Here is a 20823-nt window from a genome sequence, read left to right on the forward strand (position 1 = left end):
CAATATGGTTCTAGTGATTAAGTACCCAAGTAGGCATGAATCACCTTCTCGTCTGCCTGAACTTCAGCTGGTTTACCTTCTGCAATCTTCTGACCGAAGTCCAATACAGAAACGGTATCGCAGACTGACATCACCACATCCATGTGATGCTCAATTAGGATGAAGGTAATACCGCTATCGCGGATCTTACGAATAATGCGCAAGAGTTCCTTAATATCTGGTGCTGTCAAACCAGCAGCTGGCTCATCCAACAAGAGCAACTCTGGATCCAAGGCCAAGGCACGAGCAATCTCCAAGAGACGTTGCTTACCGTATGGCAAGTTACGCGCTTCTTCATTTGCCAAGTCATCCAAGCCAACGAACTTCAAGAGGGCCATTGCACGAGCGTGCGCTTCAGCCTCTTCCTTCTTGTAACGCGGTAGATGCAAGGCAATCTCTACCATGTTGGACTTGAAGGTGTGGTGCAAGCCAACCAAAATATTTTGGATAGCTGTCATTTCACCGAAGAGCTGTACGTTCTGGAAGGTACGAGCGATACCAGAAAGTGCAATGTCTGAAGACGTACGACCAACTACGCTTTGACCAGTAAACAGCACATTACCGCCAGTAGGGATATAAATACCAGTCAACACGTTCATCATCGTGCTCTTACCGGAGCCGTTAGGACCGATCAGACCATGAATGGTGCCGCGCTTAATGCTGAGGCTCACGTTGTTTAGCGCTTTTAAGCCGCCAAACTGCATCAAGACGGAATCTACTTTCAGAAGTTCGGCACCAGAATTTTGATCGCTAACTTTGCTGATAAAGCTAATTGAGTCATCTACCGCTTCAACTTCTTCACCACGAGTAGTTTTTGTTTTGCCAACGATGGATTGGTAGAAGCTCTTCGCAAAGCCAACAATGCCGTTTTGGAGGTAGTACACCACCAACAAAATCATGAAGCCGAAAATACTCAAGCGCCAGTCAGAAATATTATCTAACCAGAATGAGAAAACCGCCAAACCAATAACGCCTGCCAAAGGCACGGCTACACGTCTTGGAGTAGTTACCTTCTTAGATAAAGCCATTGCAGCACCGACCGCCACAACGATTGCAATAATCGAGGCAACAATACGGAATAAATTAATATCATCAAGGAGTTTTGGTAGCAGCACAATAATTGCCGCGCCAATCACCGCACCTAAACGTGACTTACGTCCACCCATGATGATGCCGAGCAAGAAAAGTACGGCCAACTCATTGTTATAAGTATTTGGTGAGATGTATTGCTCAGAGTAGGCATACAAGCAACCAGCCAAACCAGCAAAGCCAGCACTAATCACAAATGCGATCACCTTAAAGCGATATACAGATACGCCCATACAGTCACAAGCGATTGGGCTGTCACGCAAAGCCTCAAAAGCACGACCCATTTGTGATTTCACAAAGCGATCAACCACGATCAAGGCAAGAATCAGAATGATCGAGACCAGCCAGAAATACTCAGCCTTGGTCATCGGCACACCCATGAGTTCTGGCTTAGGAATCTTGATGCCCAATGGACCTTCAGTCAACCAAGTCATCTCGTTAATCAAGATCTGTGCAATTGTTCCGAACGCCAAAGTTACCATCGCCAAGTAAGGTCCAATCACCTTCAAGGCCGGAAGCGCCAAGATGCCACCGAAAATAGCGGTAACTACAACGGAAGCTGGCAAGGTTGCCCAAATTGGCAGTCCAAAGTGGAAGAACAACACGCCAGCTGTATAGGAACCGATTCCGAATAAGGCAGCATGCCCTAAGGAAACCTGACCCACATAACCCACCACGATATCCAAACCAAACAACAGAATGGTGTAGATCAGAATCGTTTCAGCTAAGTGAATGTAATACGGATTGTGGATGAACAAAGGCAGACAAAACAAGCCAACGATCGCAATTAATAGAGGTAATAGAGACTTCAATTTCATCATTAAACTTTCTTAATTGCAGATTTACCAAAGAGACCAGATGGTTTGTATGCAAGCACTAGCAAGAGCAAGATCAAACCTGGCACATCTTTATAGCCAGTAGAAATATAGAAACCAGTAGCAGTCTCGACAATACCCAGAATCAAACCACCCACAATGATTCCGAGACCGCTAGATAAGCCGCCAATAATCGCCACTGCAAAAGCCTTTAAGCCCAGAGCGCCACCCATCGTCGCGCCTGTTAATGTCAATGGTGCAATCAATACACCCGCAAAAGCTGCAGTCAAAGAAGATAAAGCGTAAGAGAAGGTAATCACTAAGCTCGTGTTAATACCCATCAAGCCAGCTGCATCGCGATCGTTTGCTGTCGCAACTACCGCTTTACCGTAAATCGTTTTACGGTTAAAAAATTCCACCAACAACATCATGACCAATGCGCCAACCACCACCAAGATTTCCATTGGCAAAATATTTGCGCCCATGAAGCTCATAGGCTCCATATCTAAGGGTGATGGGAACGGCAAGGCATCGCGGCCCCAGATATTTTCAGCGACGTTCTTGAAAATAATACCGAGTGCAATGGTGGACATAATCCAACCAAACTCGGATTTAATTTTGATTGCTGGACGCACGCCAATCAATTCAACAAAGCTACCTTGAATCATGCCGAATAAACAAACTACAGGAATCATGACCCAGTAGTTCATACCAAAGGTATCTACACAAGTCAGCCCAACTAAGGCACCCAACATCAGTGCCTCACCTTGTCCGAAGTTCAATGTGCCAGATGTGGCAAAAGTTAGCTGGAAACCGAAAGCGATTACCGCATAGATCATCCCCACTGCGATACCGCTTGAGAGGATTTGTGCAAGCATGTCCATTTTTATTGGCCCAAAAGAAAATACTTAAAACGGTTTTATTGAAGAATTCGACATTGTAAGCAAAACGCCGCCTTTTGGGCGGCGCTTTGGCCTAACAATTGCTGCAGTGCAAAATAAGTAAGGCTAATGCCTACCAATTGAACTTAAATTACTTCTTCTTAGCTGTTGCGTCCTCAGCATTCAAGAATTCAACACGGCCATTCTCTACAACACCCATCACAACGTCTTTTTCAGAAATCGCTTCGTGATTAGTTGCGCTAAATGGCTTGTTGTAGGTCATTACGACGCCGTCTACTGGAGCCTTCAGGTCCTGCAAAGCAGCCAACAACTTAGGACCCTCTGTGCCGTTAGCTTGCTTAACTGCAGCAGCGAACAAGTAAATAGAGTCATAGCCCTGAGCAGCAGAAACTGGTGAAGCAATGACGCCATTCTTTGGCTTGAACTCTTTAAGGTAAGCCTCTACGAATGCTTTACGCTTTGGAGTAGTGGCAGGTTGCTGAATGAAAGTCTCTGGCATTGTTGCGCCATTACCGTTCTTACCAGCCGTATCAATAAAGCTGGCCATAGATAATGTCCAAGAACCAATCATTGGTTTCTTCCAACCCAACTTCGCCATACCGTTAGCAATTTGCGCCAACTCAGGTCCGATTGCATAAGTCAAAATCACCTCAGCACCAGCATTTTTTGCTTTGAGCAACTGGGATGTCATATCGACGTCACCAAGGTTGAACTTCTCAGTGGCAACTGGAGTTACGCCGTATGCCTTCAATGCCTTCTCTAAGTCTTCACGACCCAATTGACCGTAATTTGTAGAGTCAGCCAAAATCGCCACCTTTTTCAAGCCGCGCTTTTCAACTGCTTCTTTAGCAATCATTGGAGCTTGAATAACGTCTGCAGCAGCATTACGGAAAACATAGTTTTCAGGAGCGTTAGGGAACTGCTTGGTAATCAAGGAGCCGGTTGCTACGTTGTTAATCACCGGAATCTTTGCTTCTTGGAAGAAACGTTGGGACGCCAAGGCAACGCCAGTGTTGATATAGCCGAAAGCAGTAACAACCTTCTCATTGTTGATCAATTCTTGAGCAATTTGCACGCCACGTTCATTTTTAGCTTCGTCATCGCGCTCAACTAAAACAATTTTATTGCCGTTGATACCACCAGCAGCATTAATTTCTTTAGCAGCTAAGCGGACGCCATCACGCATGCTCACACCCATTGAGGATGAGCCGCCTGTGAATGGGCCGATAACGCCAACTTTGATGTCGGCAGCGTAAGCGCCGGTTGTAAACATTGCCGCAGCAGCTACAGCAAAAATGTGATGACGAATATTCATAAAGTCTCCATGGCTAAAAATGCTTAATTAAATAAATTCTTTTTTAGGTACAACTTAAAACGAATAACCATCTTACAGTTAATGTAGGGGCAAAAAAGGGGGTTTGTATTAGGGTTTTACATTAGGCCAAGAGATAAAAGTCACATTAAAAAAACCGACGACTTTTCTCGCGCAATGTGGGCCAAAAAAGATTGACCACAAGACCAGCGATTACCAAGCCAGCTGCCATGACTTTCCAGCTTGGCAAGGCTTCACCCAGGAAGAAGGCTGAAGCCCCCATTCCAAAGATGGGTACTAGCAAAGGTGCAGGGGCCACCACGGCTGCCGGGTGCTTTGAGAGTAACCAGCCCCATGCCGCATAGCCAAATAAGGTGTTGGCCCAAGACTGCCAGAGTACGCCAACCCATGCTCCTGGAGGCGCCGCTAGAGTTACTTCCCATAAATGAGTAAAGCCGCCCTCAAAGATGAGCGAAACGATCATTAAGGGCAGTATTGAGAATGCGCTTGCCCAAACAACATAAGACAGCATATTGATAGCGCCAGCCCTACGACTCACCGTATTAGCAACACCCCATGAGAAGCCAGCAAATACCACCAAAGCGAGGCCCAAGAAAGTTGTTGTGGCATCTGTGTGCAGCGCAATAATTACCAAACCCGTCATTGCTACGGCCACGGCTACCGCCCGATACAGCCTGAGACCCTCTTTAGCGAAGAACATCGCAAAGCCAATCGTAAAAAACACCTGCGTCTGAATCACTAAAGAAGCGAGGCCAGGAGAAATACGCCCATCAATCGCAAAATACATGACACCGAACTGCCCCACCCCAGTTGCCAAGCCATAGACACAAAGATTGCCCCAGGAGACTTTGGGCCTAGGCATAAAAAATACTACCGGCAATAAAGCAAAAATGTATCGCAGTGCAGCAAAGAAAAATGGTGGAAAGCTAGCAAGAGAAATCTTGATAACGACAAAGTTCGTCCCCCATACCGCAACGATAGCGAGCGCTAATAACAAGTGACTCGCTGGGAGGCCAGGATGTGGCTGCGAACTACTTTGTAGTTTTGAACTACTCACTCGTAAGCAATTCTGCAGCGCGTTGCGCAATCATCATGGTCGGAGCTGCAGTATTACCAGAAGTAATTGTTGGCATCGCAGATGCATCCACTACTCTCAGATGCTGAATACCTCTCACGCGTAACTCAGAGTCGAGCACTGCCAACGGATCGTCATCGCGCCCCATCTTGCAAGTGCCCACTGGATGAAAAATCGTTGTACCAATATCACCAGCAGCTTTGATAAGCTCTTCATCAGTTTGATACTGCTTGCCTGGCTTGTATTCATCTGGCGTGTATGGCTTAAGTACAGGGCTTTCCACAATCTTGCGCGTGAGGCGCAAAGAATCGGCCGCAACTTTTCGATCTTCCTGAGTCGATAAATAGTTTGGCGCAATCACTGGGGGCGTTTCTGGATCAAGCGAGCTGATGTGCACACTACCGCGAGATGTTGGGCGTAAATTACAAACGCTAGCAGTAATCGCGTTGAAGGAATGTAAATCTTCGCCAAACTTTTCTAGCGATAGAGGTTGAACGTGATATTCCAGATTTGCTGAGGGCTGATCAGGCGAGCTGTATGCAAAAGCACCCAGCTGCGAGGGAGCCATTGACATCGGGCCGGAGCGCTTAAATACGTACTCCATGCCAATTAACAACTTACCCAATAAAGAATTAGCTTTAGTGTTTAAAGTCTTGATGTTGTTGACCTTGTAGATCATGCGCAATTGCAAATGGTCTTGTAAATTCTCGCCTACGCCAGGTAAATCAGCAATCACCTGAATGCCTAGCTTATTGAGGTGCGCAGCTGAGCCAATACCTGAGCGCTCTAGAACCTGCACGCTGCCAATGGCACCCGCACTTAAAATCACTTCACCTTGATTGCCAGCATCAGAAGCGGTGCAATGCACGTCGATAGTTTTACTATCTTTAATATATTGAACGCCGTAACAATTTTTCGAACTGGGATCGATCAATAGTTTATCAACAATAGCCTCGGTAACTACAGTGAGGTTGGATCTCTTGGCAGCATCACGCAAAAATGCTTTTGAAGTATTGAGTCTCCAACCTTTACGCTGACTGACATCAAAATACCCGACACCGAAGTTATCGCCTTGATTAAAGTCAGCTGATGCCGGAATACCTGCCTCTACTGCAGCCTCTTTAAAGACATCCATGATGGGCCAACGCAAACGCTGCTTAGATACAGTCCACTCTCCGCCTTTGCTATGCCACTGATTGGCTGCGCCGTGATAGTCCTCAAATGATTTGTAACGGCGCAATGCATTTTGCCAAGACCAAGATTCATCACCGGTTGCCTTAACCCATGAGGCGTAATCACCCTCTTGGCCGCGCATATAAATCATGCCGTTGATAGATGAGCAACCGCCCAAAACTCTACCGCGCGGATACAACAATGAGCGTCCGTTCAGACCTTTTTCCGCAGCAGTCTTAAAGCGCCAATCTGCCCTTGGGTTGTCGATACAATATAAATAACCAACTGGCACATGTATCCAGATGTAGTTATCGTTCTTGCCAGCCTCAATTAAGAGCACGCGTTTAGCGGGATTCTCAGTCAGGCGCTTGGCAAGCATGCAGCCGGCGCTGCCAGCGCCAATGATGATGTAGTCGTAGGTGTTTGGATGGCTGGTTTTGCTCATGTCTCTACTTTTATAGATGTCTATTTTTAAACTCTATTATTTACCAAATCTCCCATTACGAAGAAATTAGGCGATTCAGCTAGAAACGGCAAATACCCGTCTAAAATAGCCCCATGCATGTCAATGAAAAGAACCGCACCCCCAAGAAAGAAGATCTTGATGAGGGACCAAGCAAATCGGAGCTAAAGCGGTTGATGACCGAGCGCCAAAAGCTGGCCGAAGTGCTAGCAGCGCTTAGTCGTGATGCCTTAAAGACCATACCAATGGATGAGGCTATTAAAACCTCCATTGCCGAAACAAACAAGATTAAGAGTTTTGAGGCGATCCGTCGCCATAAGCAGTATCTTGGCAAGCTCATGCGCTTTTTGGATGAGGAAGAGCTTGATGCGATTCAAAAGCGCTTGGATGCCATTCAGGGCGTTAGCAAGGCAGAAACTGCAAAACTCCACCATCTGGAGTCCTATCGCGATCGCCTAATAGCGAACGATGAAACATTTACCAAAATGATTGAGCAATATCCAGATATGGATATTCAGAATATGCGTACTCTTATTCGTAATGCGCGCAAAGAAAAAGAAGCCAATAAACCCCCTAAGGCTTTCCGTGAAATCTTCCGCGTCTTAAAAGATATGGGAATCTAGCCTCCCAATTACCAAGAATCAGGCTTTTGAATTTTTGAGTTTGGGATCTTGGGTGGAAGCTGCGCAGCAGCAATATGTGTAACGCTGAGAATCTTTCTCCAATCTGAGTGTTTTGCTAGATCACCCGAAATATGTCGGTGATTTTTACTTTGAATTGGCGCAACTAAACCAATTCGCAATTGCACATGGTGCCTCTTACCGCTGCTAACGCACCTTCAAGATCAGAATCATTGCTGCAAACTACCGCCTGCTCATAAGCCCCCGTCCAAGCCCCAGTAATTAGATCTGATGCCAAATTAACATTCGTCTTTTTTTCATTGAAGTCATAAACCTGAACTATTTTTAATTCAGGGACCTCATTAATCGGTCTCACCAATCTTTGATAGGGTGTTGTCGCCAAAATTTTTCCTTGGATTATTTCCAAAGAATTGGGATACATTTTTCTTAAGGCCTGAAGATATAAGCGTTGTAGCTGGGTTGACATCGGGTCATCCGACATCCTTCCTAGAGCAGGCGCCGTGTAATAGCGTACTTGTGTTAATTCTGCATTTTTATCTAAGATGTACTCAGAAAATAACCTAACAATATCAAGCCACTTCAATTTTGAATTTCTTAGCAAGCCGTAATAGAGGTTGTAACCATCAATACAAATAGTAGTTTTGATAATTTTCCCATTCCATAAAAGACAAAACCACCCGAAGGTGGTCTGTCGCCCAAAAAGCAATCGGATATACCGAACGGTTAATGGGTGAGTCGTGGATAAATCATACACCTTTTGAAGATTGGTGAATTCACCTAAATATTAAATGGTTTTCAATTCTGAAATATAAAAAATCTTCTAAATCTTTAACTTCGCTGAAGGAATCTCCACCAAGCGATACATGTAGCTAGCAGCAAAAGCGCTACACACCACAACTCCCAGCATAAGACTGATTGCAATCAGACCACTCTCATGAGCGTGCATTCCAGAGGCAATATAAAGCGTATTCGCCAGCAAGATAAAGGCAAAGTGAATTAAGAAGGCGCAGTAGGAGCGCGGACTCGCCCAAGCAATTGCACGTAATGTTGATGCTTTCAATCCTCGAGTTGCAGCCCCAATAGCAGGATAAGTAGCATTACCCCATATAAATAATAGTAAGGCTACAAACCAAGCCAAGAAGTTACGCAACCACACTTGTTGTAAAGTGGAGATCGCAATAACTACCCCAATAGCAATGAGTGCAAACTTGGCTAATCCTTGGATCTTCTGATCGGCAAAGTTTTTAGCAAGATAAGCCAGCACGCCAAGACCATAAGAGCCGACGAAATAAATAAAGTAGGCTTCATATTGTGCGGAATGATTGAAGTACAGCAAAGAGCTCACAGCAACAATGCTGATCAACCATATCAAGGCTTGATAAGAAGAAAAAGAAATGAGTAGTACCGCCAGCACTGAGTACAACTGCCAGTCAATCGCTACGTACCAAGCGCCTGCAGAGATCGAATCAAGACCTAGAATGCCCTGCAGAAAAAATAGGTGGGCAATAAATTGACTCAAGGTCTCTTGCTCGCCAACGAATTCATCATTCACCCATAAGCGCGCAATCCAGGCACAGAGAGTCGTGAAAATCAAAGCGGCAATGTAAGGGGGAAATAAGCGTAAATAGCGATTGATGATCACTCGCAGTAAATTCCGACTACTGAATTTTGCATTAGCGAATCGCGTGAGGGACTGAGTTGCCAAGTAGCCGGCCATCACTAAAAAGATTTGCACGGCATAGCGACCATACTCAAAGAGCCATGTCATCAAGCCTGGCAATATTAAGCGCGCATCTTCTGCAATCTGGCCGTAGCTAGATAGGTGATGCAGAATAATTAACAGCGCTGCGAAGACCTTGATAAGATCAATTAAGAAAAGGGATTGGGTTTGCTTCAAAACAGAAATAGACCGGCACTCAAATGAATAAAGAGTGTCTATAGAAAGTAATTATTTGGATTTCTCGGACTTTGTTTTGCCCATCAAAGAGGCCAGCATAGGATTACTGCTGGCAAGCTCTTTTTTGGTTTTCGCAATACTCTCCGCAGCACCTGGCTTTGGCGTCTTAGCGGCATTCTTCATACGCTGCGCAGTGGTCAGGGCCAGGTTTTTATAGAGATCGGTTTTTTTCATTGACATAACATTTGCATTTCTAAATAAGTTTTACGGCTCTATTTTTATTTAGTTAATGAACGTGCGGCTAGGCCCAAGAACAATAACGACCAGCCTTGCAAGAGCAACTCGATTGCGATGAGTAAGCCAGGTAACCACAAGCTGCTTTCTGGATAACCATTCATGATAAGCACACCCATCAAGATAGAAATCGCAGAGGACAACACCAACCAGAACCATTCACGGAAATGACGGTGCTGAAATGCAGAAATCAAACGCAGAAAGCCGGTAATAAAAAAGATTGCAGCAAGCCAGAGAGTAATTGCTTCTAGAGCAGGAATTGGGAAGGCCCAGGTGTAAACACCAGCGGCAATATACAAAACAGCCAATACCACTTGAATTCCGACATTCTTCCAGCCGGTTGATTTGAGAGCATGGGCAAATTGAACGGCACCGCCAAAAATCAAGAATGCACCCAATACATTAATAGTGATAAATGAAAACAATGTCTGACCAGCGATACCAATCATTCCCAAGGCAATAAACAAAACGCCCATGCCAATTAGTGCACCAGGCACTTTAGCTGCGGCACCAAGGACTGCAGTGCGGATTTCTTTAATTTGGCTTACGGATAATTCGGTCATATTGAATGCTTTCGAAGAAATATTGACCAGTAAAGACTCTACTGTATCAACAAACTCAGGGTTTTAGAGCATAAATCAGGCTGAACAAGCCTCTAGGCCCAATTGGTGCGTAGGAAAAACAGGTATTCTTACTTCTTTTATATGGCTAGTCACTAGCCGCCAGCCTAAGAAAGTATTGAATTTAGATGGATACCACTCTCACCGTTGTTCTTGGCATTGTTGCCATGTTGCTACCCCTTGTTGTGGGTCGCTTGGCATGGAAGCGCTTTGACCAATATTTTGGTCGTAATGACGAAGCCTATATGGATACCCTGGGTTACTTCCTCAAGAAACTCGGCTTCACTATTTTGATTGCTTTCATCTTGTTGTGGATCGGCATCAGCCTGGTTTTCAGCGGCAGCCCTAATTATTAATAGCAACTAAGAGAAGAAAAAAAACTAGGAGCATCCCGCCACTATGAACGATCAACTTCTCACGATTCTCAAGAAAGCCAAACTCAACTTTGCGTTGCTGGGCAGCATTCTTGTGCTTGCGATTGTTGGCAAGATCACCAACCCAGAGTTCACCAACGGAATCTTCTTGATGGCCGACCAGCTCGTTTCAGAACTCATTCTGTTATTTGTGGCCATAACTCTGGGGGCATTCATTCCCAGCTTTAAGTTGGTGGTACTGGGTGCCATCGCCGCCTTTCTTGCCGCAGCTATTGCGATTCAGGCAGGCGTGTTTACCTACCTAACAATTGACTACCTTTTTGCCGTTCTGATCGTAGTTCTGGGCTTTGCATCAATTGCCAACCTCTATCGGCATTACAGGGAATTTAGCTTCTAGAGTGCTTCTGATACATAAATGAATAAAGCCCCAGTTCATCAGCGGGGCTTTTAAGTAAACAATACTAGTCGGCTATTTATTCATATGCCTGGATTAAGGCGTAATGACAATCGCACCCGAAACTTTTCTTCCCTCGGCCGCTCTATGTGCATCTGCAGCTTGTTCGAGAGAGAACTTAGCACCGATTTGTACTTTTACACGACCTTGTGCAATCGCATCAAATACCGCGCGAGCATTTTCTTGAAGCAACTCTGGAGTAGCGTTATGCGGAAACACTGAAGGTCTTGTTAAGAAGAGGCAGCCTTTCTTGTTCAAAATCTCTGGCTGAATCTCTGGCGCTGGGCCAGAAGCCGCACCAAATAAGGCTACCGTACCAAATGGAGCGGCGCACTCGAGAGATCCCAAGAAAGTAGTTTTAGCAACAGAGTCGTAAACCACATTCGCCTTGCGACCACCTGTTGCCTTAATGACCTCCTCAACCCAATTGGGTTTTGAGTAATCGACCACAGCATCGCATCCCGCCTCTTTTGCTGCAGCAAACTTGACTTCGGAGCCAACAGTACCCACTACAAAAGCGCCCAATGATTTTGCCCAACCCGCTAAGATTTGGCCAACACCACCAGCAGCAGCATGCACAAGCACGACGTCACCAGCTTTGACCTTGTAGGTCTTTTGAATTAAGTATTGCGCAGTCATTGCCTTAAAGAACACAGCAGCAGCGACTTCATCAGATACATTGTCTGGCACCGACACCAGCTTATCCCCCGCCACATTGCGTGCATTGGCATAAGCACCGATACCCGCATTCATATACACCACGCGATCGCCCACCTTGAATCGAGTGACGCCTTCACCAAGCGCCTCGACAACACCAACCGCCTCGTGACCCAAGCCCGTTGGCAATTCCAATGGGAAAATACCTGAGCGCTGATACACGTCGATAAAGTTAAAGCCAATTGCAGTTTGACGAAGTTGTACTTCACCCCTTCCTGGAGCTGGCAGCTCTTTATCGATTAGTTGAATTACATCGGCATTACCGAGTTCTGAAAGACTAACAATTCGAGCAGTTGTCACAAGTCACCTTATTATTTTTATAGGAAAATTTATCTTACCGCAACAGATGAAGATGTCAGCTCCCCATCCTCAACGATTGCCCAGGTACTATCACCGAGCTTTTTAACTGCCATGACATAGGCCCAAGAATCAGGTATGCCACAACTCCATTGATCAGAGCCATTTTGGATCAACACATTTGTACCAATACAGCTATCGAAATACAGGTGATAAGTTTTGCCATGCAGAGGATTAAAACCAAATTTAGCGCTGTGCACCATTTCTGTCGCGTCCAATCTAGCTTGAAGAGCACGTGCCTGCTTCATGAGCACTTCAGCCTGCTCCATAATGCGGTCATATTCAAGCTTGGCATTTTAGCGAGCGACATTGACTGCCTTGTCTTTCTCTTCCAAGACTTTGATCGGCGCAAATACGGGTGCACCTACCTCCATGGGATACTCAATGCCAGCATGCCGTGCCGGATCAGTGTCTTCTATTCGCATTGCAGTCTTTAAGCTATTGATTTAATTGGCAAAGTGTGACACAAAACCCAGAACCTTGCCGCCCCCGCTCACAGCGCGTTCAGATTGCCCAAAATGGTCTTGGCGTGCTCCTGGATAGATCTTTGATCTGACTCATCAATTCTGGATAAATTAGCAGTCATCAATCTAGTGCGAGGACTAGCCTCAAATTGCTTGCGATGTTTAATGAGGAAGTTCCAATAAAGGTTAGTCATTGGGCAGGCACCCTCCCCAAATCGGATATCAGTCTTATATTGGCATGAGCCGCAATAGTTACTCATTCTCTTAATGTAAGCGCCGCTCGCAATGTAAGGCTTGCTAGTGAAGCGGCCGCCACTAGCAAATAAGGCCATACCAGCAGTATTGGGCAACTCCACCCACTCAATCGCATCCACATAAATAGCTAGATACCAATCACACACCTCTTGGGGCAGAATTTCTGCGAGCAATGCGAAGTTACCAATAACCATCAGGCGCTGAATATGATGGGCATAGCCGTACTGTAGCGTTTGCCCAATCGACTCCTGCATACATTTCATATTTGTATCGCCGGTCCAATACCAGTCAGGTAAAGAATTCTGGTGCTTGTAAAAATTATCTTCAGCCATTTGCGGCATGTCGAGGTAGTACATGCCTCGCACGAATTCTCGCCAACCCAAAATCTGGCGAATGAATCCCTCTACAGTTGCCAACTCTAGGTCATATTTTTTCCAGGCAACTAAAACTGCGTCAACCACCTCTCTCGGGTTCAGCAACTTCAAATTCAGTGAACTCGACAACAAAGAGTGCCAACCAAAAGGAGTGTCCGTCCACATCGCATCTTCATAATTACCGAAAGTCGCTAAACGGTGCTCCAAAAATCCCTCTAGAGCTTGTAGTGCTTGTTGGCGAGTCACCGGCCACTGGAAGTTCGCCAATGATCCAGGGTGATCTGGATGGAGCTCTTCCACCTCAGCCAGAACAGATTTGGTGATGACGTCTGGTTCGAATAATTCAGGAGAGGGGATTAAACCAGGGCCTTTCTTTGGAAAAGGCTTGCGATTGTCTCGATCGAAATTCCATTGACCACCCTCGGGATTGCCTTCTTTGTCGACCAGGATGTTATGAGTCTTGCGCATCAGTCGGTAGAAGTACTCCAGACGCAATTCTTTCTTACCAGCAACCCAGTTAGAAAATTCCTGACGGGAGCAATAGAAATGGGGATCCTCCTGCATTTCTAATTCAATGTTTAATTCAGAAGCTAATGTTTCAATTTCACACTTGAGTCGATACTCCCCCGGTTCAAGACAAACCAAATGAGTGCATTTTTCTTTTTGAATAATCGCTCGTAGAGTGTCTCCAATCGATTGGGGAGACTGTTGAATATATTTCAGCGGTATACCAAGTTCTTCTAGTTGCTTAGCAAAGTGGCGCATTGCCGACAAAAACAAAGCAATTTTTGCCTTATGAGACCAAACATACGTAGCCTCATCCGTAGACTCAATCATGACCACCTGATCAGTCTTGAGATTGAGTTTTTTTATTACCGGGCTATTGATATCTAGCTGATCACCCAGTATCAGAACAAGCTTCTTCAGGTGTCTATCCTCGCTGATTACCGGGCTTAGCGCTTGTAAAAGCTCAGGGTAACCTCGCCAAGATCAATGCCAAACTTACTCATCTTGGCTTTGTTCAGCATAACCTTAGGCGTTACAAGGTACATCCAATCATTAAATTGCACGTGATAGATCGTGCCATCTACTGGCAATGCCAAGGTGTAGGTCCAATTGAGGGCATTACCTGCTGATTCGCCCAGCGCATCACCTACAACATCATCTGCCTTACCAATATATTTACCGGGAGCAGTTTCAGTCAAAGTCCAGATGCGCTTTTGTTTAGTGCCGTCGGAATATTCAAAGCTTTCATCCAGAGTGCCGACTTTTTTACCATCAACAACTTTCCACTGCGCCACCAAAAGCACAGTAAACCGTTTTTTAACTTCACCGCTACGGTCGGTAAAGATTCCATAGGCATCTATCGTGCCATTGAAGTATTCACTGAGATCTAGATTTGGTTTTTCATTTGCGTACTGCGTTACTAAAGGCGAGGAACAAGCAAACAAGCCCGCAATCGCTAAACCCACGATCATCCATTTTGCAGCGATATAAGTTTTACGCATTTAACATGCTCCTGAAATAAGTGGTGGTGGGCAGCCCTGCCCCAAGAGTTCTGCCCTCAGTTTTGGGACGCTCGTTTTTGAATCTAACCAAATTCCAAAAAAGGCTTTTGCAAAATCAGCACCCTGAATTTGGAATATCTTTTTGCCTTCGTAAAAGAAACTGGTTCCTTGTTTAGGAATATATACGGCAGCAATGGTCTGGCCAGGCTCCACATTCGGAAGAATGCTCGCTAACTCCTTACTCCAAGCAGTTGCTTGAGTATCGGAGACACCTAAATTTTTCATCTCTTCGGCCGTACGGCTGGCAATTGCTTCGCCGGTGAATGATCTTTGATACCTCAGTTCGAGAGCAAACTCTTGAGAATCCTTGGCAGTACCACGATATAGATTGGCATCGTAAACATGAAAGCCCCAAAAGTTGAGCCTGCCAAAGCCCTGCAATTGGACTTGACCCATCATGCTCTTAATATGTGGCGGCCCCTTAGCAAAACTGTTTGGAGTGAGTACGCCGAGAGCTAAAGTAATTACCAATGCACGGGAGAGCTTCATATCTTTACCCTTTTCTATTTACTAGCCGTAAAGCAAGAGGCCCAAACAAGGATGAAATCGCATGACGATGCTTTGCGAACAATCGATAGCCTATATTCCAAAAAGGCTTGAGTGCCGGTCTAGAAAAAATCCACGCCAGCCTAGGAAGATTTGCTCGACTATAGGCTGCTGAAAATACTTCAACACCTTCAAGCAGCTGGCCATCATCATATTGCGCGCACATGGAAGCCAAGGCTTGATCACAAGAGACGCCCACGCGTTCAGGAGAGTATTCAGATGAATTAATATCAACAAAGCTGAGTAATCCCGCCTGATTTCGCCCAGACAGAAATTGAATCTCCGCCTGACATAGGGGGCAAAGGCCGTCATAAAACATAGTCAGCTTTTTCATGGCGCTTATTTTAGCCTGTACTGAGTTGCGCAATAAGCACGAGTAACCAACTTACTGCGCAAAGCAACATGCTTGGTCGCTCTACCAGTCACTCGCTTGCGCCATAACTCGAACGAATTACGTTTGAGATTTTTCCTCATTAAGGCCTTGACTTGAGGTTCGGAATACCCAAAAGTAGCCTCGATCGCATCAAAAGGGGTGCGATCCTCCCAAGCCATCTCAATCAACCTCGAGAGATCAGCTTCTGATAGTGTCTGGGGTAAGCGCGTTGTCATCAGGCAAGTTTAAGACTTATTCAATAAACTGGCTGAGACCCTATCTATTCCCCCTAATTCATGCCATTAATCCCCAAACCCTTCCGCGCACTTGTGATCGGCTCCTCTGGAACCATCGGCTCTGCCTTTGTGGAATTACTAGAAAATGATCCAGCATGCTTGGGGGTAACTGGAATTCATCGAAACTCCGATAACCCGATTGATTATCAAGATCTCAGCACTATTGAATCGGCAGCGAAGGCCCTCTCGGATGAAGCGCCCTTTCATCTGATTATCAATACCATCGGCATATTGCACTCTGCGGATTGGATGCCCGAAAAGAGGCTGGACGATCTCAATGCCGAACAATTGCAGATGTTGATCCAAATTAATGCCATCGGACCTGGATTAACTATTAAGTACTTTTCTAAGTTACTAGACCCTAACAACTCCGTCATGGCAACGCTCTCTGCCAAGGTCGGGAGTATTGAAGATAATCGTCTCGGTGGGTGGTACAGCTACCGCGCCTCTAAGGCAGCATTGAATATGCTGATTAAGACAGCATCAATTGAATTCTCAAGAACCAAACCCAACACCGCTTTGGTTGCACTACATCCAGGGACAGTCAATTCCCACCTATCAAAAGCTTTTAAGGGGGAGCAAATTGGCAGGCCTCCTCTTGATGCTGCGCAAGACATGCTGAATGTTCTTCTCTCAATCGATAAAGAGGATTCAGGAAGCTTCCTTACTTACTCTAGCGAAAAATTACCTTGGTAACTTACAACACCTTATGCAATATTATTCCCAATTTTTAATTGCACTACTCATGCTGATCGGGGTGCAGACCGTTACCCTAGCTCAAACTGAGTTGGCTAGCGCTATGCAAGATGGCCAACATGTCTTACTCATGCGCCATGCTGATGCACCCGGATATGGTGATCCTCAGGGCTACCAACTGAACCAGTGTTCCACACAACGCAATCTAGGAGAGCGTGGCAGGAAACAAGCCCAAGCTATTGGCGAGTGGCTAGCCAAGCAGGGTATTACCAAGGCGCAGCTCTATAGCAGTGCTTGGTGTCGATGTCTTGATACTGCAACTCTTCTCAATAAGGGTCAAGTTAAAAAGGAGGCGGCACTCGGGTCTTTCTTTGATGATATGGGTCAGGCGAAAAAGCAGACTGAAGATTTGGCAAAGTTAATTCAGACAGAGCGCATTAAATATCCAAATGCACCAATCATTATGGTGACCCACCATGTCAATATCGAATCCTTCACGGGTAAGGCGCTTAATTCAGGTGACATGATTTTAGTGAAGGTCAATTCCTCGGGCCAAGCTGTATCGCACAAGCTCTACCCTAGTCCATAACTTCATCAATCAATACATCACTTCCAAAAGAGTAACTATGTCCACTGAATTACCCCTCAATGTTTTAGGCCAACCACTGGTTCCCTGCTCCTTCGATCCTTTAACGGGATTTTTTAGGGATGGTTGCTGCAAGACCGACGAACAAGATGTCGGGAGTCACTTAGTTTGCGCATTAGTCAGCAATGACTTTTTACAATTTAGTCTGAAACGTGGCAATGATCTGATTACCCCAAGACCGGAGTACCAGTTCCCAGGGCTGATTGCAGGGGATCAGTGGTGCCTATGTCTCAATCGCTGGATCGAAGCTCTAGAGGCCAACTGTGCGCCAATGATTAAGCTAGAGAGTACGCACATCAAAGCCTTGGAGAAAGTCTCTCTAGAAGTACTAGAGCAATATGCGGAAGTAGAAAAACTGTAAAAACTTACTCGGGTGAGAGCCAAAGCTTGCGATAGATTTCTTGAGGATCGTGGTCCTGAGTTTGCTTGGCAACATTAAATGGCCTGCCTCCCCTAGGGTCTGTTCCGCGTCCAGCGATATACAGCCAATTACCCTGATTGCTGTAAACGTCATAGTCTATTAGTTGGGATTCAAACCAGGCTGCGCCAGCACGCCAGTCACCTTTCATATCGTATATCCAGTAACTCGCCACAATCTGACGCATCCGATTGGAGAGATAACCGCTTTGCTGAAGCTCGTGCATACCTGCGTCCACTAAAGCAGTTCCGGCGGTTCCTGTACGCCACTGCTCAAAGCTGGGTGCGTAAGATGGTTTTACGGGTACGCCGGTTAAGCCACTAGCGCGATATAACTTCTGACCATACTTAAAGTGAATAAAGCGGAAATAGTCACGCCACAGTAGTTCAAACCAAAGCCAATAGGTACCGTCGTTAGCACCGTAATAATGCTCGTACTCGTGGAGTTGCGCCGCTATATCGCGCGCTGAGATGCAGCCCAAGGCAAGCCATGCCGAAAACTTACCGGAGTAATCCATGCCAATGGGCTGATTACGAGTCTCCTTATAACTATCCGGCAAACGCCGCTCTAGATATTGCTTCAGGTGGGCGTACGCATAGCTGGCACCCCCTAATAAATAAGGGTGTAAAAATGATTGAGCTCTAGAAGGCAATATGGAGCCGTGAGGCAAAGCTGCTGGTAGCGCAGGAATTTTCTTGGGTGCATCGATGGGCTGTGCAAACTTGAGTTGCGCTTTCTCAATCTCGCGACGAAATGCAGTAAAGACATCAGGCATTTTTTCCAACTCAAATGGAAAAGCCTGCGGATCCAACATGCTTGATTGCCAGAACTCTTCAACATCAACACCCTGTTCCTGCAAAATTCGTACTTGCTCAATTTCTTCGGGGGCTTCAATTTGTTCGCAGTAGATTGCTTTTGCAGACGCATCTTTGAGTAAGCGCAGCAATACCTCCGCTGGCTTGCCAGAAAACTCTAATAAGTCTGAGCCTAGAGTGCGAAGCTGAGCCCCTAAGTCATCCAAGGACGCCCTTAAGAAAGCCTGGCGATGCGGTCCTTGTCGCTCAAAACCATAAACTGTTTCCTGCTCTTTCGAGTCATGTACATAAACCGGCAGAAGATGATCCGCACATAAGCAAGCCTGTGTAAATGCCGGATTATCCGCTAAGCGCAAATCATTGCGAAACCAGTAAATCAATGTACTCATAGATTACGCCTCAGTCTTGTTGCCTGATTTTTTAGAGCGGCAGGCATCGGAGCAATATTTAACCTCATCCCAATTTTTAGCCCAAGATTTGCGCCAGGTCACCTCTTTGCCACAGACGAGGCAAGTCTTGCTAGGCAAAAATGATTTATTCCCCTTAAAACCTGCTTTTTCAGATCGAGACATACCTACCTATAGAAAAACGAATAGACTCATGTGCATACCGCATGCGTGAGACTGGCTTTGAAAGCTTTTTATACCGACCACTATGTTTTACCACTTCCACCGGGGCATCGCTTCCCGATGGAAAAGTACAGTCAGCTACGAGACCTTGTCACCAATCTAGAGGGAGTCGAGCTCGTCGAGGCGCCAGCCGCTACGGATACGCAGATTCTCTATGCCCATGATCCTCAATATCTGATTAAAGTCATTTCAGGAAGCCTTAGCCCAAAAGAGCAACAGGATATTGGTTTCCCTTGGAGTGAACTCATGGTGGAGCGCTCTAGGCGCTCGGCCGGCGCTACTGTCGCAGCCGCTAAAGCCGCCTTGAATGAAGGCTTGGCAGCAAACCTTGCGGGTGGTACACATCACGCCTATCGCAATATGGGTAGCGGCTTTTGCGTATTCAATGATTCAGCAATTGCAGCAAGAGTATTGCAAAAAGAAATTTATCCAAAACTGAAGGTGGCCATTGTGGATTTAGACGTACACCAAGGTAATGGCACGGCATCAATTCTGCAAAATGATGCCTCTATATTTACCCTCTCCATCCATGGTGAAAATAATTTCCCATTTACCAAAGAGCAGAGTGATTTAGATATTGGACTGCCCAATGGATGTGAGGATGGCGATTACCTCAGCGCCCTTAATCAAGGCTTGGAGATACTCAATAGATTCAAGCCTGATTTCATTATTTACCTGGCTGGGGCCGATCCATATGAAGGAGACCGCCTAGGAAAACTCAGTATCAGTAAAGATGGTATGCGCCAGCGAGACGAAACCGTTTTCCAGTACGGCTTAGTTCACCAAATCCCGATCGCATTTAGCATGGCGGGTGGCTATGGCAGGGAAATTCAGTCGACTGTGGACATTCATTTTCAAACCATCCAAACTGCACTGCGATACCAACAACAATTTTTATAAATTACTGACTCTTGGATGGCAAGGAGTTTAACGTTTTGACATCGTTTAACTGTTTGTCTACTAGGTAGTAGCGTTCCACCATAATTTGCCTGCAGATCGTATCCAGACAAACCAACCGTATAGATCGAAATTTATGGATTGAAAGAGCGAACAGTTCCACCGGAACCATCTGAGAAATTCGCGTCAACATCCATGCCACCACGCTGCCCATCAATTGAGGTTAATAGGAACTGATCGATAGCGTCCGTATTTTTAAAGATGATGACTTGGTACTGCTGCTGATATCCAGCACCAACCCCCTCACCAGTTTTCATTGCCTCCATAAAAACGGGCTCAGAACGACGCTTATCAAATAGTGACCCTCTCCCAATAAACTGGTAGACCTCAAAACTAGAGTAATGTCGTTTAGACCCATTTTAAAAAATAGGGAAAAACGATGAAAAGATCTCAATTTACTGAAGAGCAAGTTACCTACGTTCTGCGCCAGGCTGAATCCTGAACCGCTGTTGAAGATGTCTGCCGCAGCATTGGAATATCGCAAGCTACCTTCTACATTTGGAAGAAAAAATATGGTGATTTAGGTGCCAGTGAAGTGCGTCG

General features: G+C 45.7%; 27 protein-coding genes and 1 pseudogene. 8 read left to right on the plus strand and 20 right to left on the minus strand.

Annotation, left to right across the window (positions count from 1 at the left end):
* Positions 1-17 precede the first annotated feature (17 nt).
* The 5 genes from ACIQZ3_RS06945 to ACIQZ3_RS06965 form a co-directional block, all read right to left on the minus strand.
* On the minus strand, positions 18-1946 hold the full coding sequence (locus ACIQZ3_RS06945; RefSeq protein WP_397391604.1) for an ATP-binding cassette domain-containing protein: 1929 nt from the start codon (positions 1944-1946) through the stop codon (positions 18-20).
* A gap of 2 nt (positions 1947-1948) precedes the next feature.
* The gene (locus tag ACIQZ3_RS06950; RefSeq protein WP_397391606.1) at positions 1949-2827 is read right to left on the minus strand and encodes a branched-chain amino acid ABC transporter permease; all 879 of its coding nucleotides are present in this window, start codon (positions 2825-2827) and stop codon (positions 1949-1951) included.
* Positions 2828-2975: 148 nt separating this feature from the next.
* Positions 2976-4160: an ABC transporter substrate-binding protein gene (locus ACIQZ3_RS06955; protein ID WP_397391608.1), complete on the minus strand. Its 1185-nt coding sequence runs from the start codon at positions 4158-4160 to the stop codon at positions 2976-2978.
* Positions 4161-4305: 145 nt separating this feature from the next.
* Positions 4306-5235: an EamA family transporter gene (locus tag ACIQZ3_RS06960; protein ID WP_397391610.1), complete on the minus strand. Its 930-nt coding sequence runs from the start codon at positions 5233-5235 to the stop codon at positions 4306-4308.
* Positions 5228-6871: a GMC family oxidoreductase gene (locus ACIQZ3_RS06965; RefSeq protein ID WP_397391612.1), complete on the minus strand. Its 1644-nt coding sequence runs from the start codon at positions 6869-6871 to the stop codon at positions 5228-5230. The genes ACIQZ3_RS06960 and ACIQZ3_RS06965 overlap by 8 nt, the downstream gene beginning before the upstream one ends.
* 113 nt (positions 6872-6984) lie before the next feature.
* Here ACIQZ3_RS06965 and yjgA point away from each other — a divergent pair, with 113 nt between their 5' ends.
* Positions 6985-7512 (plus strand): ribosome biogenesis factor YjgA, encoded by a 528-nt coding sequence (gene yjgA / locus ACIQZ3_RS06970; RefSeq protein ID WP_397391614.1) that lies wholly within the window; start codon positions 6985-6987, stop codon positions 7510-7512.
* Positions 7513-7675: 163 nt separating this feature from the next.
* Here the strand turns inward: yjgA and ACIQZ3_RS06975 are convergent, their stop codons facing one another.
* The 4 genes from ACIQZ3_RS06975 to ACIQZ3_RS06990 form a co-directional block, all read right to left on the minus strand.
* Complete coding sequence (locus tag ACIQZ3_RS06975; protein WP_397391616.1) at positions 7676-8284, minus strand: NYN domain-containing protein; 609 nt, start codon at positions 8282-8284, stop codon at positions 7676-7678.
* 66 nt (positions 8285-8350) lie between these two features.
* The gene (locus ACIQZ3_RS06980) at positions 8351-9427 is read right to left on the minus strand and encodes an acyltransferase family protein (protein ID WP_397391618.1); all 1077 of its coding nucleotides are present in this window, start codon (positions 9425-9427) and stop codon (positions 8351-8353) included.
* Positions 9428-9478: 51 nt separating this feature from the next.
* A complete protein-coding gene (locus tag ACIQZ3_RS06985) occupies positions 9479-9667 on the minus strand; it encodes a hypothetical protein (RefSeq protein ID WP_397391620.1) in 189 nt (62 codons plus the stop codon).
* A 38-nt stretch (positions 9668-9705) separates the two neighbouring features.
* Positions 9706-10284, minus strand: coding sequence for an HdeD family acid-resistance protein (locus ACIQZ3_RS06990; protein ID WP_397391623.1), 579 nt, complete (start codon positions 10282-10284; stop codon positions 9706-9708).
* A gap of 185 nt (positions 10285-10469) precedes the next feature.
* On the opposite strand from ACIQZ3_RS06990, the gene ACIQZ3_RS06995 reads away from it, so the two are divergent.
* Both ACIQZ3_RS06995 and ACIQZ3_RS07000 read left to right on the plus strand, forming a co-directional pair.
* Complete coding sequence (locus tag ACIQZ3_RS06995; RefSeq protein ID WP_397391624.1) at positions 10470-10697, plus strand: hypothetical protein; 228 nt, start codon at positions 10470-10472, stop codon at positions 10695-10697.
* A 43-nt stretch (positions 10698-10740) separates the two neighbouring features.
* On the plus strand, positions 10741-11112 hold the full coding sequence (locus ACIQZ3_RS07000) for a hypothetical protein (protein WP_397391627.1): 372 nt from the start codon (positions 10741-10743) through the stop codon (positions 11110-11112).
* A gap of 93 nt (positions 11113-11205) precedes the next feature.
* Here ACIQZ3_RS07000 and ACIQZ3_RS07005 read toward each other — a convergent pair whose 3' ends face one another.
* From ACIQZ3_RS07005 to ACIQZ3_RS07040, 8 genes are all read right to left on the minus strand, one after another.
* Complete coding sequence (locus ACIQZ3_RS07005; protein ID WP_397391629.1) at positions 11206-12186, minus strand: quinone oxidoreductase family protein; 981 nt, start codon at positions 12184-12186, stop codon at positions 11206-11208.
* 29 nt (positions 12187-12215) lie between these two features.
* Positions 12216-12491, minus strand: coding sequence for a hypothetical protein (locus tag ACIQZ3_RS07010; RefSeq protein WP_397391631.1), 276 nt, complete (start codon positions 12489-12491; stop codon positions 12216-12218).
* A gap of 48 nt (positions 12492-12539) precedes the next feature.
* Positions 12540-12668 carry a hypothetical protein gene (locus ACIQZ3_RS07015; RefSeq protein WP_397391633.1) on the minus strand — a complete coding sequence of 43 codons (129 nt, stop codon included), beginning with the start codon at positions 12666-12668 and terminating at the stop codon, positions 12540-12542.
* Between the two features lie 68 nt (positions 12669-12736).
* Entirely contained in the window at positions 12737-14281 is a 1545-nt protein-coding gene (locus ACIQZ3_RS07020) for a cryptochrome/photolyase family protein (protein WP_397391659.1), read from the minus strand.
* 8 nt (positions 14282-14289) lie between these two features.
* Complete coding sequence (locus ACIQZ3_RS07025; protein WP_397391635.1) at positions 14290-14844, minus strand: DUF3833 domain-containing protein; 555 nt, start codon at positions 14842-14844, stop codon at positions 14290-14292.
* Entirely contained in the window at positions 14845-15393 is a 549-nt protein-coding gene (locus ACIQZ3_RS07030; protein ID WP_397391637.1) for a chalcone isomerase family protein, read from the minus strand.
* Positions 15394-15397: 4 nt separating this feature from the next.
* Positions 15398-15784 (minus strand): thiol-disulfide oxidoreductase DCC family protein, encoded by a 387-nt coding sequence (locus ACIQZ3_RS07035; protein ID WP_397391640.1) that lies wholly within the window; start codon positions 15782-15784, stop codon positions 15398-15400.
* A 5-nt stretch (positions 15785-15789) separates the two neighbouring features.
* Positions 15790-16059: a TIGR03643 family protein gene (locus tag ACIQZ3_RS07040; protein ID WP_397391642.1), complete on the minus strand. Its 270-nt coding sequence runs from the start codon at positions 16057-16059 to the stop codon at positions 15790-15792.
* A gap of 60 nt (positions 16060-16119) precedes the next feature.
* Between ACIQZ3_RS07040 and ACIQZ3_RS07045 the strand changes: the two genes are divergently transcribed.
* The 3 genes from ACIQZ3_RS07045 to ACIQZ3_RS07055 are packed head-to-tail and all read left to right on the plus strand — an operon-like array spanning position 16120 to position 17822.
* On the plus strand, positions 16120-16815 hold the full coding sequence (locus tag ACIQZ3_RS07045) for an SDR family NAD(P)-dependent oxidoreductase (RefSeq protein WP_397391644.1): 696 nt from the start codon (positions 16120-16122) through the stop codon (positions 16813-16815).
* Between the two features lie 13 nt (positions 16816-16828).
* Positions 16829-17404: a histidine phosphatase family protein gene (locus ACIQZ3_RS07050; RefSeq protein WP_397391646.1), complete on the plus strand. Its 576-nt coding sequence runs from the start codon at positions 16829-16831 to the stop codon at positions 17402-17404.
* A 37-nt stretch (positions 17405-17441) separates the two neighbouring features.
* Positions 17442-17822, plus strand: a complete 381-nt coding sequence (locus tag ACIQZ3_RS07055; RefSeq protein WP_397391648.1) for a DUF2237 family protein — start codon at positions 17442-17444, stop codon at positions 17820-17822.
* Between the two features lie 4 nt (positions 17823-17826).
* Here ACIQZ3_RS07055 and ACIQZ3_RS07060 read toward each other — a convergent pair whose 3' ends face one another.
* Positions 17827-19083, minus strand: coding sequence for a DASH family cryptochrome (locus ACIQZ3_RS07060; RefSeq protein WP_397391651.1), 1257 nt, complete (start codon positions 19081-19083; stop codon positions 17827-17829).
* 3 nt (positions 19084-19086) lie between these two features.
* Positions 19087-19266, minus strand: a complete 180-nt coding sequence (locus ACIQZ3_RS07065; protein WP_397391653.1) for a DUF2256 domain-containing protein — start codon at positions 19264-19266, stop codon at positions 19087-19089.
* 57 nt (positions 19267-19323) lie between these two features.
* Between ACIQZ3_RS07065 and ACIQZ3_RS07070 the strand changes: the two genes are divergently transcribed.
* On the plus strand, positions 19324-20223 hold the full coding sequence (locus ACIQZ3_RS07070) for a histone deacetylase (RefSeq protein ID WP_397391661.1): 900 nt from the start codon (positions 19324-19326) through the stop codon (positions 20221-20223).
* A 131-nt stretch (positions 20224-20354) separates the two neighbouring features.
* Here ACIQZ3_RS07070 and ACIQZ3_RS07075 read toward each other — a convergent pair whose 3' ends face one another.
* A complete protein-coding gene (locus ACIQZ3_RS07075) occupies positions 20355-20546 on the minus strand; it encodes a hypothetical protein (protein WP_397391656.1) in 192 nt (63 codons plus the stop codon).
* A 113-nt stretch (positions 20547-20659) separates the two neighbouring features.
* Between ACIQZ3_RS07075 and ACIQZ3_RS07080 the strand changes: the two are divergent.
* Positions 20660-20823 (plus strand): annotated as a pseudogene (locus ACIQZ3_RS07080) (transposase); the annotation flags it as partial.

Origin of the sequence: Polynucleobacter sp. (assembly GCF_044342855.1) — a bacterium.
Classification (GTDB): domain Bacteria; phylum Pseudomonadota; class Gammaproteobacteria; order Burkholderiales; family Burkholderiaceae; genus Polynucleobacter.

Bases quoted from the DNA above. Each gene is read 5' to 3' on its own strand.
- ACIQZ3_RS06945 (WP_397391604.1), bottom strand. From the start codon at position 1,946: ATGAAATTGAAGTCTCTATTACCTCTATTAATTGCGATCGTTGGCTTG.
- ACIQZ3_RS06950 (WP_397391606.1), bottom strand. From the start codon at position 2,827: ATGGACATGCTTGCACAAATCCTCTCAAGCGGTATCGCAGTGGGGATG.
- ACIQZ3_RS06955 (WP_397391608.1), bottom strand. From the start codon at position 4,160: ATGAATATTCGTCATCACATTTTTGCTGTAGCTGCTGCGGCAATGTTT.
- ACIQZ3_RS06965 (WP_397391612.1), bottom strand. From the start codon at position 6,871: ATGAGCAAAACCAGCCATCCAAACACCTACGACTACATCATCATTGGC.
- yjgA (WP_397391614.1), top strand. From the start codon at position 6,985: ATGCATGTCAATGAAAAGAACCGCACCCCCAAGAAAGAAGATCTTGAT.
- ACIQZ3_RS06985 (WP_397391620.1), bottom strand. From the start codon at position 9,667: ATGTCAATGAAAAAAACCGATCTCTATAAAAACCTGGCCCTGACCACT.
- ACIQZ3_RS06990 (WP_397391623.1), bottom strand. From the start codon at position 10,284: ATGACCGAATTATCCGTAAGCCAAATTAAAGAAATCCGCACTGCAGTC.
- ACIQZ3_RS06995 (WP_397391624.1), top strand. From the start codon at position 10,470: ATGGATACCACTCTCACCGTTGTTCTTGGCATTGTTGCCATGTTGCTA.
- ACIQZ3_RS07000 (WP_397391627.1), top strand. From the start codon at position 10,741: ATGAACGATCAACTTCTCACGATTCTCAAGAAAGCCAAACTCAACTTT.
- ACIQZ3_RS07010 (WP_397391631.1), bottom strand. From the start codon at position 12,491: ATGAAGCAGGCACGTGCTCTTCAAGCTAGATTGGACGCGACAGAAATG.
- ACIQZ3_RS07015 (WP_397391633.1), bottom strand. From the start codon at position 12,668: ATGCGAATAGAAGACACTGATCCGGCACGGCATGCTGGCATTGAGTAT.
- ACIQZ3_RS07025 (WP_397391635.1), bottom strand. From the start codon at position 14,844: ATGCGTAAAACTTATATCGCTGCAAAATGGATGATCGTGGGTTTAGCG.
- ACIQZ3_RS07030 (WP_397391637.1), bottom strand. From the start codon at position 15,393: ATGAAGCTCTCCCGTGCATTGGTAATTACTTTAGCTCTCGGCGTACTC.
- ACIQZ3_RS07035 (WP_397391640.1), bottom strand. From the start codon at position 15,784: ATGAAAAAGCTGACTATGTTTTATGACGGCCTTTGCCCCCTATGTCAG.
- ACIQZ3_RS07040 (WP_397391642.1), bottom strand. From the start codon at position 16,059: ATGACAACGCGCTTACCCCAGACACTATCAGAAGCTGATCTCTCGAGG.
- ACIQZ3_RS07045 (WP_397391644.1), top strand. From the start codon at position 16,120: ATGCCATTAATCCCCAAACCCTTCCGCGCACTTGTGATCGGCTCCTCT.
- ACIQZ3_RS07050 (WP_397391646.1), top strand. From the start codon at position 16,829: ATGCAATATTATTCCCAATTTTTAATTGCACTACTCATGCTGATCGGG.
- ACIQZ3_RS07055 (WP_397391648.1), top strand. From the start codon at position 17,442: ATGTCCACTGAATTACCCCTCAATGTTTTAGGCCAACCACTGGTTCCC.
- ACIQZ3_RS07060 (WP_397391651.1), bottom strand. From the start codon at position 19,083: ATGAGTACATTGATTTACTGGTTTCGCAATGATTTGCGCTTAGCGGAT.
- ACIQZ3_RS07065 (WP_397391653.1), bottom strand. From the start codon at position 19,266: ATGTCTCGATCTGAAAAAGCAGGTTTTAAGGGGAATAAATCATTTTTG.
- ACIQZ3_RS07075 (WP_397391656.1), bottom strand. From the start codon at position 20,546: ATGGAGGCAATGAAAACTGGTGAGGGGGTTGGTGCTGGATATCAGCAG.